The sequence below is a fragment of the Heyndrickxia sp. MSNUG genome, from assembly GCF_049532715.1.
Taxonomy (GTDB): Bacteria; Bacillota; Bacilli; order Bacillales; family Cytobacillaceae; genus Mesobacillus.
Genome location: NZ_CP150978.1, coordinates 3,680,661 through 3,696,789 on the forward strand (window position 1 = coordinate 3,680,661; position 16,129 = coordinate 3,696,789).

Here is a 16,129-nt window from a genome sequence, read left to right on the forward strand (position 1 = left end):
TTTTGACTTCATTGGACGGACCGAAACGTCTCGAGGGGCTAGGCGCTGGAGCTGGACACTCATCTTAATATAAAAGTTATACTTGGTTAAAAGTAAAAAGACAGCTATTGATAGAAAAATTCACATACAATAGCTATCTTATAAATTTTATCTCCTAGAGGCTTCCTTCGTCAACCCCATGAACCTCAATTTAATATTGTGAAAAAGTTATCATTTGAAAAGAGTGAACAAATTTTTAAGAAATGCCGATAAAAACCGTCTCTCCTCTCGTAATATCTGTGCTGGAAATTTCATTTTCAAGTCCGAACAGCGTAAGCTGACTAAGTACCCCATGACCTCTGCAGCACCGGCACTGGTACAGCCTGCCTTTCGTTGGCAGATCGCTGGGGCTAAACAATATCAAGGATCAATCACTTTGCTGCAATCAGGATCGAGCAAGGTTCCAACAATACCTTATCCCCCTCGATATGGCGGAACGGCACAGCGGAAGCTCTTTCATGGTCAGCAAGGACATTCCAGCTGGCACTTTCAGAAAGCTCCACAAGCTGCTGGGTTAGTGAGGGGTTAAAAAATATTAATATATTTTCCCAACTTCCCAAATGGCCGATGTCTCCAATCGAAATACCAATTAAAGGTGAAGGCAAGGATAAACAGGATATATGCTGGCGAATTTGTTCACTTTCAGAAAATCGGAACGCTGCATTCATTTTTCTGATATTAATGAGCCCTTTTATAAACTCTACATTTTCAAGATTCGCATCTCGCAAGTCCCAATCTAGCCAGTTCACATCATCTGGTGAACGGTAGCTGTTTCCAATCCCTTTTTTCGTCCGAAAAAATTCCTGACCGCTATGCAAAAATGGAATGCCCTGTGAGAGCAGCACGATCGAAGTGGCTAACCTGTGCTTCTTCTTTAAAACGCTCTCGTCTTCGTCCGGATCGCAAATTTTCAGCTTATCCCACAAGGTGTGGTTATCATGCGATTCTATATAATTCACCGACTGTGTTGGCTGCAGGAATAATCCATGTCTTCGCTTTCCGATGCCTATGCTGCCGGCTAGCACTTGTTTGGCAGATTCTATTACACGGTCATTTCCCAAAGCGTAGCCTCTGTCGTATAAATTGAAAGTACTTCCTTTTATCGTATCCCTGAACAAATCATTAAATTGGCCTATTCGTGGCAGCTTTGCCTGATTGGCAATGTTCGCCTTCTTTTCTGGCAGGAGCGGGGTATTGAGATCCCAGCCTTCACCGATGATCAGCGTGCAGCTGTCGATGGCATCCACTGCCTTCCTCACTGCCTCCATTGTCTCCACGTCAAGGATTCCCATCAAATCAAAGCGGAAGCCATCAATCTTGTATTCCTTCAGCCAGTACAATAAGGAATCTATAATGAATTTCCTTGCCATCAATCTTTCTGATGCAAAATCATTCCCTACCCCTGTGCCATTCGAAGGAAGTCCGTGTTCATTATGTCTAAAATAATATCCAGGGACAATTTTTTCAAAAGACGAATCTTCCCGGATGTAAACATGATTGTAGACGACATCCATGATGACCCTTAATTCCAGGCTGTGGACTGCCGAAATCAGCTGTTTCAACTCGATAATCCGATTAACGGGATCTTCGGGATCAGAAGCATAACTTCCATCAGGCACATTAAAATGGATTGGATTATAACCCCAATTATAGGAACTGTTGCGGTCTAACTCGTCTACGCCTTCAAAATCGTGAAAAGGCAAAAACTCAATATGTGTGACACCCAGGCTTTTGATATAGGAAAGTCCGGTCATCATTCCACTTGGACTGACCGTACCGATTTCAGCAGCACCTGAATATGTCCCTTGGCTGTTCACTCCACTGTTTGGATGAATCGTTAAATCCCTTATATGCGTTTCATATATGACAGCATCTGTCGGACTGCTAAATGGAGGAAGATTGACCATCGAGACCTTTGTTTTCTCTTTATCAATAATGACCCCATATCCTCCATTTGCAGTTAAGGCTGTGGCATAAGGGTCGACAGCTTCTCGCCATTCAAGGTTAACGCAGACTAAAAATGTGTATTGGTAAGATTCCAGGTTCCGGTCAACTGCGATGCTCCAGATCCCCTTATCCACTCGTTCCATAGTTATAAGCTCGTGCGTCGTCTCCTCATTTTTAAAAAGCTTAAGCTTTACTTTTGAAGCAGTAGGAGCCCATAGTTTAAATGCTGTTTTTTCCGGAGTAAAATGAACCCCCAAGTCATTGCCGTCATAATAGAATAACTGGTCAAATTCTTCCGTTCGGATCACCGCTCCGATTTGCAGATCCGTTTCTCCGCCATGTTCATCCATTATGGTATATTGGCGCCCTATTACAAGTTCAACACTCGATGTGCAAATATATTTTACAACATGCTCCAGATAAACCTTTTCCTCAATTGCCAAGGGCAAATCAACGCCTTCTCCCTTTATGCTGAACTTATTAGAAGTTCCTTCAAAATAAGTAAATGGAAGCAATACGGTAATATGATTTATTTGATCGAGATAGGCGTTAAACTTCCGTTCAATGGCAATCATCTATTTTCAACTCCTCGGTAGGCCATGCTTCTCTTTTTCCTGAAACTATTTTTAATGCTTTTGGACAAGTTTGGATATGCAAAGGTGTCATTCCAATCACTTCCCCATCCGCATGCGTCAAAACATTATTTTCGGAACGAATTGAAATAGACTTTCCGGTGAATTGTTCTACTTCCCGGAAAAATGTATGCTTTCCCCAAAAGACACTTATGAAGATGATAAGCAGCTTCCATCTTGAAAGATTGTGCACGACAGTGACATCCAGAAGACCGTCATCAGGCAGAGCCTCAGGTGCAATTTTCATTCCGCCGCCATAATATTGCTGATTTGAAACGGTTACAAACCAGGCAGCATCATACTTATACTCCTTGCCATCTACAGCTATTCTAATTGGGAGGCAGCGGAACGTGAGCAATTTTTTTATCAGAATGTACACGTAGACTAGCCTGCCCAACGAAAAACGGTTGAGAAGCCGCTTCATTTCGGATTCATTCGCTTCTTTTGCAACCACGGCATCAAAGCCTACACCCATATTATTCATAAAATATGTTTCTTGTAATTCATTGTGCTGAATTTTTCCGAGGTCAATTAAATGGCTGGCCATTGAATGATTTTCAATTAATAAGCGGAGCGCGGCTGCAGCTTTTTTAGGAATAGCAAAGCCTCTTGAAAAATCATTTCCAGAACCGCCTGGTATGAATCCCAATGACACATTGGACTTATCTGCTATTCCATTCACCACTTCGTGAAGAGTGCCATCTCCGCCTACTGCAGCGATCGTGATCGGCTTACCATTGGCATTAAGCGCAATTGACTCTGCTAACTCTGTCGCATGGCCAGGATACTCTGTAAAAAAGGCTAGAAAGGGGATACAGAATTCGATTAAAATTCCCTCTATGTTTCTCCAAATCTCCCGGCAGCTCCCATTCTTTGCATTTGGATTGACAATAAAATAGATCTTATCCATATGATTCAACCTTTACCCTAATTTTGGTCACCTTGTCTTGGGCTGCTCTCCCACTCATGTCTTCTGATTGAAGTAGTCTGGCAGTATTGTAAAAGAACCTGGGCTGCTTTTAATTGCATATGCTTTAAAGGGGATTTCATACCTCTCAAAGCAGAGAACCACTCATCATAATTTCGTTTTTCGATTAACTGGACACCATATGGCGCAAGCGGATAATCAATAAAGCCATTTCTTGAGAGCAGCAATTTTTGTACAGGTAATTCAACTCCATGCATGTCAAAGAGTGTCTTGACGATTTTTTCGGTTCTGTTAAGCGCGGTTAGAGGATTCAGGATTTTTGTTTGGTTATTCTTCGTCTTCTTAATCCAGAAACGATCCTTCGAGCCCACAAACACAGCATTTTCTTCTGCCTCTATAAAAGAAATGCAAATGGCTGCCCCTGGGGTAATCATGATAAACTCAGCCTCTACTGGAGCTTTTTTTAGTAAGAAAATAGGTTTATATAAAATAAGAAAAGTGTCTGGAAAACGCTGAAGCAAAAATTTCAATGTTGGATCATTGGCGAACTCTTTTCCAATAAACGATTTTTCCGTCAATGTAGAACTAGCCCATTTAAGCTGGAATGGCAGCAGTTGGTTTAGAAAATACTGCTTCAATCCCTCAATTGTTTTGATTTTGTTCATCATCTCTAATTCATGATCGTCTATCATTGTATCTTGATCATCTTCCAGGCTGATTGGAGAAATTGGTTTAGGTTCAGACTGCGGGGTGTCAGACTGACGTACCATACTTTTAATCTTCTGAAAAATGGTACTGGACAGCTCCTCTGGCTGCCCATAGCCAGTTATTTCTTTTGGCTGAACAGGACCGTTTTCCCATTTCTCCTTAATTCCTTCCCATTGCTTAGTCTTTAGACGGACAAATCTTGAAGGATAAAGATAGATATCCTGTGCATAGCGTGATACATAGTCTTGCAGCTTTATTAATTGTGCCATTTAGTTCCCTTCCTTTGAACTTACTCCCCGTTAAGCTTACGAACGGGATGCAAGCGGGAATATTGTAAGTGGTTCATATTTCGGACTTTTCCCTAAATGAGTCCTGTACAAAACGACTCTTTCAGCATAAAAATTTATTTTTTCATCCTTGAAAGGATTTTTCTCTTCGATTAATTTGTATGTAAATGACGACTCTCCAGTCCATTTCCTTGCCAACGTGATGTGAGGGCTGAACGGACGCGTCTCAAGTTTAAAACCCGCAGAAAGGCATGCCGAAAATACATCTTCTCTAACCACGCTTAAGCTCTTTGATTCCTCGAGGCCCGCCCAAAAAATCCTTGGCGAATCCTTACGGCCAAAAGTACCGAGATGATCAATTGCTAATTCAAATTTGAATTGCCTGCTAAGTGCAGAATCAATCAGGTTATTGGCAGCATCCATTTGCGGTGCTCCAGCATTTCCTAGAAATGCCAGGGTGATATGTAAATCCTGAGGGTGAACCCATGTCTTGAAAGGCAATGCTTCCTGCAGTTCGCTTTTAGCTTTCTCAAGTTTTTCTTTAACCTCTGCTGGCAGTTCCAAAGCATAGAAAAAATGTGCATGCTGCTCCATTGACACTATACACCCTTTCTTGTACATGAATTAATTGTAGCAAATGACTTGTTGTTTTGGCAGATATTCCTTAATATGAATTTTAATCCCTACAAGTTGATAGGAATAGTTAAGTTTTTGTATGATAATAAGAAGATAACATTATTTTTGATTGGCCTATAATCAATTATTCACGATTGCGGAAAGACTTTTTTCGTGCAACTAAAAATCTTTTTTAACCAAAACCGATCATATGCGGGAAATAATCACCAATCTATGCAAAAACATTTTTATGTAAATACTAAAGCTTAGGCACATTCAGCAAGGAGGCTATTGCCATGAAAGTTGTCAATAATATCGCCGAATTAATAGGGGAAACCCCTCTTCTCAAATTAAATCATCTGGCACCCGAGGGAGGCGCTTCAGTCTATCTGAAGCTTGAATATTTCAATCCAAGTAAGAGTGTTAAAGACAGAGCAGCCTTTAACATGATCATTACTGCCGAAAACGAAGGTAAGCTTAAGCCAGGGGCCACCATCATCGAGCCAACGAGCGGAAATACGGGAATCGGTCTGGCAATGAATGCTGCAGCAAGAGGTTATAAAGCGATCCTTGTCATGCCAGACACTATGACAATCGAAAGAATCAATTTATTAAAGGCATATGGAGCAGAAGTGGTGCTTACCCCAGGTGATGAAAAAATGCCTGGATCAATAAAAAAAGCTGAGGAGCTTTTAAAAGAAATCCCGAACAGCTTCATGCCAATGCAATTCGAAAATGATGCTAATCCGGATGCCCACAGAAGATCTACTGCACTAGAAATCATTGAAGCCATGAAAGAACTAAAGAAGCCTCTTAGTGCTTTTGTTGCAACAGCTGGCACCGGCGGAACCATCACGGGGACAGGCGAGGCACTTAAGGAGGAATTTCCTGATTTGCACGTGCATGTCGTCGAGCCTGCAGGATCTCCAGTGCTTTCCGGAGGCAAACCTGGCAAGCATAAGCTTGTTGGTACCAGCCCGGGATTCATCCCTAAAATCCTCAATCAGGATGTTTACGAAAAGATTCATAAGATTGAAGATGAAGATGCTTACGAGACAGCAAGAAGGCTTGCAAAAGAGGAAGGCATCCTTGTGGGACCATCTTCAGGCGCTGCTGCTTTCGCAGCCATCAATGTCGCCAAACAGATGAAACCTGATGAAGTTGTTATCTGCATCGCATGCGATACGGGTGAAAGATACTTGTCCAGCGACCTTTTTAGGTTTGAAGAATAAGTAAGAGATTTGTTTAAAGCCTGTCTCATTTAATAAGTACAAAAGCTGCGGGATTCCACACCCGCAGCTTTTTATTATTTTTCATCATCTTTCTCAACTTCATCTTCATCTTCAAAAATGGTACCTGAATGGAGCGTCACTCCGGAGACGATCTCTTCCATTTCAGCCTGGAGTCTTTCGGTGATTTCTTCTCGTTCTTCAGGAGATAATGATTCTTTCGTATAACCGAAGAGATAATTATCCAAATCAAATTCTCTCAGCTTGCACTTTGTGTGGAAAATATTTTCTTGATATACATTGACGTCGACCATGTCGAATTGATTTTTGATATTATCTGGGATATAGTTTTGAATCGAACTGATATCATGGTCGATGAACAATTTGTTGCCATCCTTATCACGTGTAAATCCCCTTACCCTATAATCGATTGTTATGACATCGGTTTCGAAGGAATGAATAAGATAATTCAACGCCTTTAACGGCGAGATCTCCCCGCATGTCGATACATCGATATCTGCCCTGAACGTACTGATTCCCTCGTCAGGATGGTATTCTGGATACGTATGCACGGTAATATGGCTTTTATCCAACTGTAAGACCACATTGTCTGGAAGCGGTCCTGGCGATTCATCATAGGCTTCCTCAGGGACCTCGACAACAGGGCCTTCAGAAACAAGGATCGTCACACTAGCGCCTTGAGGGACATAGTCCTGCTTGGCCACATTAAGTACATGCGCCCCAATGATATCTGATACATGAGTCAGAATTTTCGTCAGCCTGTCCGCATTGTACTGTTCATCAATATATTCAAGATAAGCTTCACGCTCTTCCTTTGTTTTCGTATAACAGATGTCATACATATTAAAGCTCAATGATTTCGTCAGGTTATTAAATCCGTGCAATTCGATATGCTGTGCCGGTGTGAATTTCATCTGTGTTCCCCCTGTTCGGTATTCTGCTATGCTTTGTCTGTGATTGTTCTTAAGACATGGTTTTCAAGCAGGTATCATACTGATTTAAATATTTTTATGATACCCATTCCTGCCAATAAAAAACAAAGCGGCGGCAAAACCTGAATCAAGGGGATTATCGTTTGTGTTTATAAACTGCCAAAAGAAATGCATTTTTCCTATAAAAAAGCCTGCAGCATTGCAGCTGCAGGCTTAATAAAATATTAGATTTGTCCGCATTGCTGCGTAATTTCAGCTTTGAATAGCTCTTGAAGGCGGCGTGTCACTGATCCTGGTTCACCATTTCCAACAGGCTTCCCTTCAATTTCAATAACAGGCATTACTTCGACTGTTGTACCGGATGAGAAAACTTCATCAGCGGCGTAAAGTTCTTGGAGTGTGTATGCTCTTTCCTCAAAAGGGATCTGCTCGTTTTTGCAAACCTCGAGGACTTTTTGCCTCGTAATTCCGTTGAGGATATGGTTATCTGCAGGGTGGGTGATGATCACACCATCTTTGATAATTGAGATATTAGAATGACTTCCCTCAGTCACAGTCTGGCCACGATGTAAAATCGCTTCAAAACAGCCAGCTTCGGCAGCTTTTTGCTTAGATAGTAAATTGCCAAGTAAGTTCAAGCTTTTAATATCGCAGCGCAGCCAGCGGATATCCTCATCCAGGATTGTCCGGACTCCTTTTTGCATAGACTCTTCCGGACGGGCTACCTGACGCGTATAAGCTACGAAAGTTGGCGCAACATCCTTTCCCGGAAAAACATGGTTTCTTGGTGATGTTCCCCTTGTGAACTGCATGTAAACGATCCCCGTTTGCAATTCGTTTTTGGCAATCAACTGTTCCAACATGCCTGCCAAAGCTTCCGGACTGTACGGAAGCTCCATCCGGATTTTTTTCGCACTTTCCACAAGACGATTCAAATGCTCCGTGCCAGTGAACATCTTGCCATTGTATACCCGTATTACTTCATACACGCCATCACCAAACTGATATCCCCTGTCCTCAATATCAACCTTCGCCGAAGCGCGGTCCATGACCTCACCATTAACAATCACATACTCCATCCAATAACCCTCCCCATCACTTTAACGCTTTACATTGCTGGGGGTCTGACCCCCACTGCTTTAACGCTTTACATTGCTGGGGGTCTGACCCCCACCGCTTTAACGCGCTAGTTCGTAAATTGCTTGTGCGTATATTGCTGTTGCTCTTAAGAGATCTTCTATAATCATGTATTCGTCTTTTTGGTGGGCAATATCTGGTCTTCCTGGGAATAGCGGGCCAAATGCTACTCCGGATTTCAATGACCTTGCATATGTGCCTCCGCCAATGGAAATTAACTCTGCTTTTTCCCCTGTCTGCTCCTCATATACCTTTTTAAGGGTTTTGATGAGGAAGTCGTTTTCATCAACATGATGCGGATTTGAGTTGGAGAAATTATCAACCGTAATCCCTTCTGCTTCCAAAACCCCATTAAGAATTTCTTTTGTCTTTTCAAGCTTTGTCGTTACTGGGTAACGCATATTCAAGCCAGCGCGCCCGCCGTTCTCTGATGAAAAGGACAGCTTACCAACGTTAATCGTCAAGTCTCCCGTAATTTCATCCGAAAATGCGATGCCAAGCTCTTTGCCTCGGGAATCCTTGCCCAAATATTTTGAGACAAATTGAAAGAACTTGCCGCTATTCCCGTCAAGGTTCAGCTGTGAAAGGAAATTCGCCATATGGAGACCGGCATTTTTGCCGTTATTAGGCTCCATACCATGAGCAGAAACCCCTTCAAGTTCAAGGATTAGCTTACCATTCTCAACATGCGCTTTTCCCTGGAGTTCATTTTGTTTTTTATAGTCTTCAAAACGCTGGACAAGGTCAGTTTGTCTCTCCTTAACAACCAAACTGGCCTGGGCAAAGTCGGGTACCATGTTATAGCGTCTTCCAGAAGAGAACTCGATCACTTCTGCATCAAAGTCTGTATTTTCAGTTCCTGCAGGCTTATATACTAAATCATAGTCTGCGATCCCTTTTTCAGCATAGATAATAGGAAAATCAGCATCGGGAGCAAAGCCCATCGCCGGCATTTCTTCGTGTTTAAAATAATGGTCTACACAGCGCCAATTACTTTCCTCATCTGTACCGATAATCATCCTTACGCGTTTGTTCAGCGGCAGACCCAACTCTTTAACAATTTTCATTGCATAATATGCAGCCATTGTTGGACCTTTATCATCGATTGCTCCACGCGCGAAGATTTTTCCATCGCGAATTTCAGCACTAAACGGATCACTTGTCCATCCGTCACCCTCTGGCACGACATCAACATGGCAGAGAATACCGACAATTTCATCGCCTTGTCCAAATTCAAGATGGCCTGCAAGGTTGCCAACATTTTTTGCTGTGAAACCATCCTTTTCACCTAATTGAAGGAGAAATTCTAATGCTTCTTTTACACCTTCTCCTAGTGGAGCCTCAGGAGTAACATTTTCTTCATCAAGTACACTTTTAATTTTCAGGAGTTCCTGGGCGTCTTTTATCAGATCTGCTTCTCTTTTTTCTACTTCCTTCATCCATTGGATTGTCGTCATCTTCATACCTCCCACATTGCAATTGTATGTAATCATGTTCTCTTTTGGATGCTATTTCCCTAATGGAGAAACTTTAAGCAGCTCAATAATCTTATTGTACCTCAAATCCGTCTGTTATCTCCTTTATTAAACTTGAATTTATTTTACTCTTAATTGGCTCTTGCCGTAAACTCTGTGGAATTTCAGGCTCTTTTTTTTAGAAAGCATTTTCGGCATTGAAAATATTCAAGCTATTTTTCTTAATTTTCAATCTTTTGTCATATTTAGCCTGTTTAAAGCCATATCGTTAAGTATAAAGAATAATAGGGAGGAGGAAGTGAATCGTCGAGTTATTATTTTTTTGTAAAATACAGTGAATTATCTGGAATTTTATTTTATTTAGCGTTAAAATAGTCCAAAAGGTAGGACATCTTTTAACTGCCTTTTAAAAAGGACGCTAAAGGAGCTGTCTGGAAAGAAGAAAACTACATACTTGAGGATTCGTCTTCAATCAGTTGTCGGTTGCAGGAAAATGACAAGGGGTTTAATAAAGGATAGGGAGTGGTTGTTTGAAACCTTCGACTAACCGGATGATAAACCGCATCAAATCCATCTACATGTTCATATGTCAGAATGGTACTGTCACAACTCAAGATCTTGTAGAGGAGTTTGGGATTACACCTCGAACCATCCAGAGGGATTTGAATGTCCTGGCTTATAACGACTTAGTGAAAAGTCCCAGCCGAGGTAAATGGACAACGACCCAGAAAAAGGTAAAGATGTCATCGTAAATATAAAAAGAAATCGCCTGCATTTGGGCGATTTCTTTTTTTGTATAACACGTAGGTTATTTAGGTTCGTACGTCATGAGCATTTCAAGCTCCTCATCAGTAAGCTCCCTGTATTCACCGAGTTCGAGTGTTTCATCAAGCGCGAGCGGTCCCATAGACAATCGTTTCAGATAGATCACCCTTTTACCGACGGCCTGGAACATCCGCTTTACCTGATGGAACTTTCCTTCTGTAATGGTCAGCTCTATGTCCGAGGTGAGTCCAGATTTTAAAATGACAAGCTCACCCGGCTTCGTTTCATAGCCATCATCAAGGGTGACCCCATTTTTGAATGCGTCAATATCCTCGTCTGTCACTTCTCCATCGATAACAGCAAAATACGTTTTTGGAACATGTTTCTTAGGCGATAAAAGCCTGTGAGACAGTTGTCCGTCATTGGTGATCAGCAAGAGGCCTTCAGTATCCTTATCAAGCCTGCCAACAGGGAACGGCTCGAATACTTGGTCATCGACTTCAAGAAGGTCGATGACTGTTTCATCACGATTGTCCTCTGTTGCCGAGATGACGCCTGGCGGTTTGTTCATCATCAAATAAATAAATTCCCTGTATTGAATTTCTTCCCCGTTCAATGTCACAGAATCTTTCTCAGGATCGACATGCTGTTTTGCATCCTTAACGACTACGTTATTAACTTTAACGGCACCGTCTTTCAAAAGCTTCTTCACATCTTTCCTGCTTCCATAACCAAGATTCGAAAGAACTTTATCGATTCTCATCGTGAACCTCCTATTTTCTTTTGGGCATTCGCCCATTCCTATTCCACTTTTCAACATAGACTAATATCATACTTTACTTTATAAAAGGCATTTTTCTCACATATTGTTGTTTTCGGGAAAGAGGAATCCTTTGTGAAAAGGCTTTGTTAAAACTTGGCTGTTGACTTCCGCTCCAATCAACAGGTGCTAAAAATCAATTTTGTATTTTAACACAGCCAATAAAAAAAGATTCGGCGGGCATCTCTACATTCTTATCATTATTCAATTCGATATAGTTGGATGGATGCATTTCGAATACAACAGTATGTACGAAAAAGAGCCGTAATTAACGAGGAGATGACCACTATGAACTACCGTCAGCAAGGTCAAGGCTTGTTTATTCCGCTGCCAGGCGTGCCAGGTGGAGGATTTCCTGGAGGTCCTGGAGGAGGATTCCCAGGTGGACAATTTGAGCAAAGACTAAATCGTCTTGAGCGCCAGGTAGAAAGACTAAATAATCAAATCGACCGGCTTGACCGCAGGATTGATCGCATTGAGCGCCGCTTAGGCATCCGAGAAGAAAGCCAGCAGTTTTATTATTGAGATTTTATGTAAAAATGGCCTTCTTGAATGAAGGCCACTTTCTTTTATACCGGCAGCCTCAGCTTACGTTTGATTTTAGTTACACGATCTCCAAATAGCTTGTCCACAAGCTTGGTCCTTAGCCCGAGGTAAAAATAAACCGCTGCTCCTACTAATGCTGAGATTGCAATTATGACAATCGACTGGAACTTTGAAGCTGGAGAAAGGAACTGGACCAGCACTTGATAGAATGCCATCGTAACCCCAGCCATCAAGCCAGAAAAGGTAATGATTAATGCAATCCTTCGAGCGACAAATCCCAAAGGATACCTTGCAAAAGTTTTGATTACAAACATGTTTATCAAAATTGCTGCTGTGTAGCCAAGTGCGGTTGATAGAACGGCTCCCTGTGTTTGAAATAATTTTATCAAAGGGATATTCAAGCTTAGCTTGACCAATAATCCGGTCAGCAGACTTAAAATCGTAAATCGCTGCTCATTGATTCCCTGCAGGATGGCAGCGGTCACCGAATAAAGAGCAAACAGAATCGCAACAGGAGCGTATGTCCTCAATACCTCTGTGCCTAAATCCTTATGCTCATAGAAGACCGTGAACATTGGCTCTGCAAGGAGTGCCAGTCCAACTGTGGCTGGTACAGTCAAATACATGAGCACCTGGAAGGTCTGATCCAGCTGTCGCCTCATACCTTTCCGGTCGTTTTCGACAAAAGACTTAGTGATGCTCGGTACAAGTGTTAACGAAAATGCAGTAGCAAGTGATACAGGAATGATCACCAGCTTATGTGATTCAAAGTTCAAGACAGAAAACGCGGCCTGCGCCTGGTCTTCAAGCCCAATTGAGCCCATAGCCCTGCTGAACGTGATTTGATCGATGAATTGGAACAAAGGATTGGCTATTCCGACAAAAACGAATGGAGCAGCATAAAGCAATATTTCCTTGTAAATATCCTTAAGGGATATATCAAGCGTGCCTTTATCCTCTTTTAAAAGCTCATCAAGATGAGGCTTCCTTTTAAACCAATACCATCCTAATATCGCGAGGCTTCCAAGTGCTCCTATAAATGCGGCAAATGTAGCTACACTCACTGCAGTTACCAGGCTTCCATTTAACCAATTAAGGACGACATATGCACCAGCAAGTAAAAATACAATCCTGACAATCTGTTCAACAACCTGTGATACTGCGGAAGGACCCATTGATTGATGCCCTTGGAAAAAACCACGGATCAAGCTCATAAAAGGAACCACAATCAGCGCAAAGCTAACTGCTCTTATAACGGTTGTAACGTCTTCGACACTAATTTCCAGATCCTTTTTAGTAGAACTAATCGAAATTTCCGCAAGAAATGGTGCTGTAATATACATAATCAAAAAAGAAATAACTCCGCTTGCGAGCATGACAACAAGACCAGATTTAAACAGCTTCCTGCCAACCGCATATTCTTCCATCGCATTGTATTTAGCAATGAATTTTGAAACAGCCAGCGGTACGCCAGCAGTTGCTATACTGATAAAAATCGTATAGGGGATATAAGAAAACGAATAAAGAGCGGTACCATGTTCTTTAACGATGGCGTAGAAGGGAATGACATAAAACAGCCCCAGTACCTTGGAAATGATGGTGCCAAGCGTTAAAATAAACGTCCCTCTTAAAAGCTTTGATGACATAAAATCCCTTCCTAACAGTTACTTTTCACTTGATAAAAAGATTAAGGTTAAAATACTGATTACAAATTTGTATTTTACCACAAACAAGATTAGACACTATGATAATTATCAATTATGGCAGTTTTAATCTGCATTCCCTAGTTTACTCTTCTTTTAAACTAACCGCTACTTTTCTAGATGACAGTTTTCGAGGAGTTTTATGGAAGGAGTTTTCAAAGGTTTTGCTATAAGACAAACCTGAAGTTTCGATTTAATAATTATCCACCATATGTTCTTTAGCAACTCAATTTAATGCTACCTGTTTGAATTTCCTCAATGCTGGCAATGTTTTTAAGAGAAAGATACTATATAATGATAAAGTCGCAAGTTCCTTGATTAGCGATATTTTACAATACTAAATGACACAGTTGGCTGAAGACAGTCCGCTGATAAAAGTGAACTCGAAAAGATGGTGAAAGTATGAAATATGATGTAATCGTCCTCGGCGGCGGACCGTCGGGATTAATGGCTGCCATTGCAGCCGGTGAACAGGGCGCAAAAGTTCTGTTGATTGATAAAGGGGACAAGCTCGGGCGCAAGCTGGCGATATCCGGAGGCGGACGCTGCAATGTGACAAATCGCTTGCCTGTTGAAGAAATTATCAAGCATATACCAGGCAACGGCCGTTTCCTATACAGCGCCCTTAACATTTTCAGCAATGAGGATATAATTGCTTTTTTTGAAGGGCTCGGAATTCAGCTAAAGGAAGAAGATCACGGCCGGATGTTCCCTGTCACAGATAAAGCTCAATCTGTTGTAGATGCTCTCCTTACAAAGCTAAAAGAATTAAAAGTCGAGGTAAAGACAAACAGCCCCGCTGCTGATGTCGATTATAAGGATGGCCAGGTTGAAGCAGTTCACTTGAAAAACGGTGAAAAGATGCACGCTGACAGCATAATAATTGCTGTTGGCGGTAAATCAGTTCCCCATACTGGTTCTACTGGAGACGGATATGCATGGGCTGAAAAAGCCGGACACACCATTACTGGTCTTTTTCCGACTGAGGTGCCTGTCACCTCAAATGAACCTTTTATCAAGGAAAAAGTACTTCAGGGTCTATCTTTAAGAAGTGTTGCGCTAAGTGTACTGAATCCAAAAGGCAAGGCACTGATCACCCATAGGATGGACATGATTTTTACACACTTTGGAATAAGCGGACCTGCTGTTTTGCGCTGCAGCCAATTTGTCGTCAAAGCTATGCAAAAATGGGATTTAAAAGAAGTTGTGATGTCACTTGATGCCCTCCCAGACATGAAAGAAGAAGAGTTATTCCAGGAGATTAACAAGCTTATTAAGGCTGAACCGAAAAAGGCTGTCAAAAATCTGCTGAAAGGGCTTTTGCCCGAACGATATCTCATGTTTTTGCTGGAACGAAACGAAATAGATCCTGCTATGCAGGGCGGCCAGCTAGGCCATGAAAAAATCAGAAGCTTTGCTAAATCGGTAAAACAATTTCAGTTCAAGGTAAATGGTACCCTGCCCCTGGATAAAGCATTTGTAACAGGCGGAGGCGTCTCAGTTAAAGAAGTCGAGCCGCAGACAATGGCTTCAAAAAAAGCCATGGGCCTTTATTTTTGCGGAGAAATCCTCGACATCCACGGTTACACAGGGGGATACAACATTACCTCAGCCCTTGTAACAGGACGGCTTGCCGGCATGAATGCAGCAAAGCATGCTTTACACAAATAAAATGAAAACAGAGCCTGATAGAATCAGGCTCTGTACACAATCATCGCAGAAAAACAGTATATCTGTTCCTCCTCCAATTCCTCTGGCACGACTGCGACATTATACTTAATGTCCAGCAATTTCTTCTCATCCAGCTTCTCGAGAAATCGGTTCATTTCTTGTTCAAGATCTTTTTCATGCTCATGATCAAATACTCTGACCTGGATCAAGGTTAGTCTTCCTTCCTTTTTAACATCCAGTCTGGCCATATTTTCAGAATTTTATAATTACGGAAGCTTTGTTTCTCCGCCCCAGCTCATCATTCCGCCAACCATGTTACGGACTTTGTAGCCCTGCTCATTCATATAGTGGCAGACATTGCCGCTGCGTCCGCTTGAACGGCAAATAAAAATGTATTCTTTATCCTTATCGAATTCGCCCATTCTCTCAGGAATTTCACCCATTGGAATATGCTTAGCGCCTGGAATCATTCCAGATGCAACCTCATCATGCTCACGAACATCAACCATTTCAAGCTTCTCCCCAGCTTCAAGCTTCTTTTGAAGTTCTTCAGTAGTAATCGTTTCAACTTTATTCATAGTAGTAGCCTCCAATTTTTAAGTATCTGAATTTTCTTGTTCGAAAATACATAACACTAATGTATTTTCCCCTATTTATTATAGAAAAACTCGTTT

General features: G+C 41.8%; 15 protein-coding genes. 4 read left to right on the plus strand and 11 right to left on the minus strand.

Annotation, left to right across the window (positions count from 1 at the left end; genetic code table 11):
* Nucleotides 1-410: 410 nt before the first annotated feature.
* From pulA to thpR, 4 genes are read right to left on the minus strand one after another with little or no spacing between them, the layout of a single operon-like run.
* Nucleotides 411-2,561, minus strand: coding sequence for a type I pullulanase (gene pulA, locus AABM38_RS18520; protein ID WP_423407709.1), 2,151 nt, complete (start codon nt 2,559-2,561; stop codon nt 411-413).
* Entirely contained in the window at nt 2,548-3,528 is a 981-nt protein-coding gene (locus AABM38_RS18525) for a diacylglycerol/lipid kinase family protein (RefSeq protein ID WP_423407710.1), read from the minus strand. Before AABM38_RS18525 ends, pulA begins: the two co-directional genes overlap by 14 nt.
* Before the next feature lie 17 nt (nt 3,529-3,545).
* Nucleotides 3,546-4,523 carry an NERD domain-containing protein gene (locus tag AABM38_RS18530; protein ID WP_423407711.1) on the minus strand — a complete coding sequence of 326 codons (978 nt, stop codon included), beginning with the start codon at nt 4,521-4,523 and terminating at the stop codon, nt 3,546-3,548.
* 36 nt (nt 4,524-4,559) lie between these two features.
* Nucleotides 4,560-5,135, minus strand: coding sequence for an RNA 2',3'-cyclic phosphodiesterase (gene thpR, locus AABM38_RS18535; protein ID WP_423407712.1), 576 nt, complete (start codon nt 5,133-5,135; stop codon nt 4,560-4,562).
* A gap of 317 nt (nt 5,136-5,452) precedes the next feature.
* On the opposite strand from thpR, the gene cysK reads away from it, so the two are divergent.
* On the plus strand, nt 5,453-6,388 hold the full coding sequence (cysK, locus tag AABM38_RS18540; protein ID WP_423407713.1) for a cysteine synthase A: 936 nt from the start codon (nt 5,453-5,455) through the stop codon (nt 6,386-6,388).
* A 74-nt stretch (nt 6,389-6,462) separates the two neighbouring features.
* Here cysK and speD read toward each other — a convergent pair whose 3' ends face one another.
* The 3 genes from speD to pepV all read right to left on the minus strand — a co-directional run bounded on the left by speD (nt 6,463) and on the right by pepV (nt 9,932).
* Nucleotides 6,463-7,320 (minus strand): adenosylmethionine decarboxylase, encoded by an 858-nt coding sequence (speD, locus tag AABM38_RS18545; RefSeq protein WP_423407714.1) that lies wholly within the window; start codon nt 7,318-7,320, stop codon nt 6,463-6,465.
* 242 nt (nt 7,321-7,562) lie between these two features.
* Nucleotides 7,563-8,417, minus strand: coding sequence for a D-amino-acid transaminase (gene dat / locus AABM38_RS18550; RefSeq protein WP_423407715.1), 855 nt, complete (start codon nt 8,415-8,417; stop codon nt 7,563-7,565).
* Nucleotides 8,418-8,516: 99 nt separating this feature from the next.
* Entirely contained in the window at nt 8,517-9,932 is a 1,416-nt protein-coding gene (gene pepV / locus AABM38_RS18555; RefSeq protein WP_423407716.1) for a dipeptidase PepV, read from the minus strand.
* A gap of 548 nt (nt 9,933-10,480) precedes the next feature.
* On the opposite strand from pepV, the gene AABM38_RS18560 reads away from it, so the two are divergent.
* The gene (locus AABM38_RS18560) at nt 10,481-10,702 is read left to right on the plus strand and encodes a DeoR family transcriptional regulator (RefSeq protein WP_207500860.1); all 222 of its coding nucleotides are present in this window, start codon (nt 10,481-10,483) and stop codon (nt 10,700-10,702) included.
* Nucleotides 10,703-10,758: 56 nt separating this feature from the next.
* Here AABM38_RS18560 and AABM38_RS18565 read toward each other — a convergent pair whose 3' ends face one another.
* Complete coding sequence (locus AABM38_RS18565; protein ID WP_423407717.1) at nt 10,759-11,478, minus strand: pseudouridine synthase; 720 nt, start codon at nt 11,476-11,478, stop codon at nt 10,759-10,761.
* Between the two features lie 345 nt (nt 11,479-11,823).
* Between AABM38_RS18565 and AABM38_RS18570 the strand changes: the two genes are divergently transcribed.
* Nucleotides 11,824-12,060: a hypothetical protein gene (locus AABM38_RS18570; protein ID WP_423407718.1), complete on the plus strand. Its 237-nt coding sequence runs from the start codon at nt 11,824-11,826 to the stop codon at nt 12,058-12,060.
* Nucleotides 12,061-12,104: 44 nt separating this feature from the next.
* Here AABM38_RS18570 and AABM38_RS18575 read toward each other — a convergent pair whose 3' ends face one another.
* On the minus strand, nt 12,105-13,727 hold the full coding sequence (locus AABM38_RS18575; protein ID WP_423407719.1) for a putative polysaccharide biosynthesis protein: 1,623 nt from the start codon (nt 13,725-13,727) through the stop codon (nt 12,105-12,107).
* Between the two features lie 459 nt (nt 13,728-14,186).
* Here AABM38_RS18575 and AABM38_RS18580 point away from each other — a divergent pair, with 459 nt between their 5' ends.
* Nucleotides 14,187-15,455: an NAD(P)/FAD-dependent oxidoreductase gene (locus AABM38_RS18580; protein ID WP_423407720.1), complete on the plus strand. Its 1,269-nt coding sequence runs from the start codon at nt 14,187-14,189 to the stop codon at nt 15,453-15,455.
* Nucleotides 15,456-15,478: 23 nt separating this feature from the next.
* Here AABM38_RS18580 and AABM38_RS18585 read toward each other — a convergent pair whose 3' ends face one another.
* Nucleotides 15,479-15,664 (minus strand): sporulation protein Cse60, encoded by a 186-nt coding sequence (locus AABM38_RS18585; RefSeq protein ID WP_207500865.1) that lies wholly within the window; start codon nt 15,662-15,664, stop codon nt 15,479-15,481.
* Nucleotides 15,665-15,721: 57 nt separating this feature from the next.
* Nucleotides 15,722-16,033 (minus strand): rhodanese-like domain-containing protein, encoded by a 312-nt coding sequence (locus tag AABM38_RS18590; protein ID WP_423407721.1) that lies wholly within the window; start codon nt 16,031-16,033, stop codon nt 15,722-15,724.
* Nucleotides 16,034-16,129: the final 96 nt, after the last annotated feature.

Bases quoted from the DNA above. Each gene is read 5' to 3' on its own strand.
- dat (WP_423407715.1), bottom strand. From the start codon at position 8,417: ATGGAGTATGTGATTGTTAATGGTGAGGTCATGGACCGCGCTTCGGCG.
- speD (WP_423407714.1), bottom strand. From the start codon at position 7,320: ATGAAATTCACACCGGCACAGCATATCGAATTGCACGGATTTAATAAC.
- cysK (WP_423407713.1), top strand. From the start codon at position 5,453: ATGAAAGTTGTCAATAATATCGCCGAATTAATAGGGGAAACCCCTCTT.
- thpR (WP_423407712.1), bottom strand. From the start codon at position 5,135: ATGGAGCAGCATGCACATTTTTTCTATGCTTTGGAACTGCCAGCAGAG.
- AABM38_RS18590 (WP_423407721.1), bottom strand. From the start codon at position 16,033: ATGAATAAAGTTGAAACGATTACTACTGAAGAACTTCAAAAGAAGCTT.
- pulA (WP_423407709.1), bottom strand. From the start codon at position 2,561: ATGATTGCCATTGAACGGAAGTTTAACGCCTATCTCGATCAAATAAAT.
- AABM38_RS18525 (WP_423407710.1), bottom strand. From the start codon at position 3,528: ATGGATAAGATCTATTTTATTGTCAATCCAAATGCAAAGAATGGGAGC.
- AABM38_RS18575 (WP_423407719.1), bottom strand. From the start codon at position 13,727: ATGTCATCAAAGCTTTTAAGAGGGACGTTTATTTTAACGCTTGGCACC.
- AABM38_RS18570 (WP_423407718.1), top strand. From the start codon at position 11,824: ATGAACTACCGTCAGCAAGGTCAAGGCTTGTTTATTCCGCTGCCAGGC.
- pepV (WP_423407716.1), bottom strand. From the start codon at position 9,932: ATGACGACAATCCAATGGATGAAGGAAGTAGAAAAAAGAGAAGCAGAT.
- AABM38_RS18530 (WP_423407711.1), bottom strand. From the start codon at position 4,523: ATGGCACAATTAATAAAGCTGCAAGACTATGTATCACGCTATGCACAG.
- AABM38_RS18565 (WP_423407717.1), bottom strand. From the start codon at position 11,478: ATGAGAATCGATAAAGTTCTTTCGAATCTTGGTTATGGAAGCAGGAAA.
- AABM38_RS18580 (WP_423407720.1), top strand. From the start codon at position 14,187: ATGAAATATGATGTAATCGTCCTCGGCGGCGGACCGTCGGGATTAATG.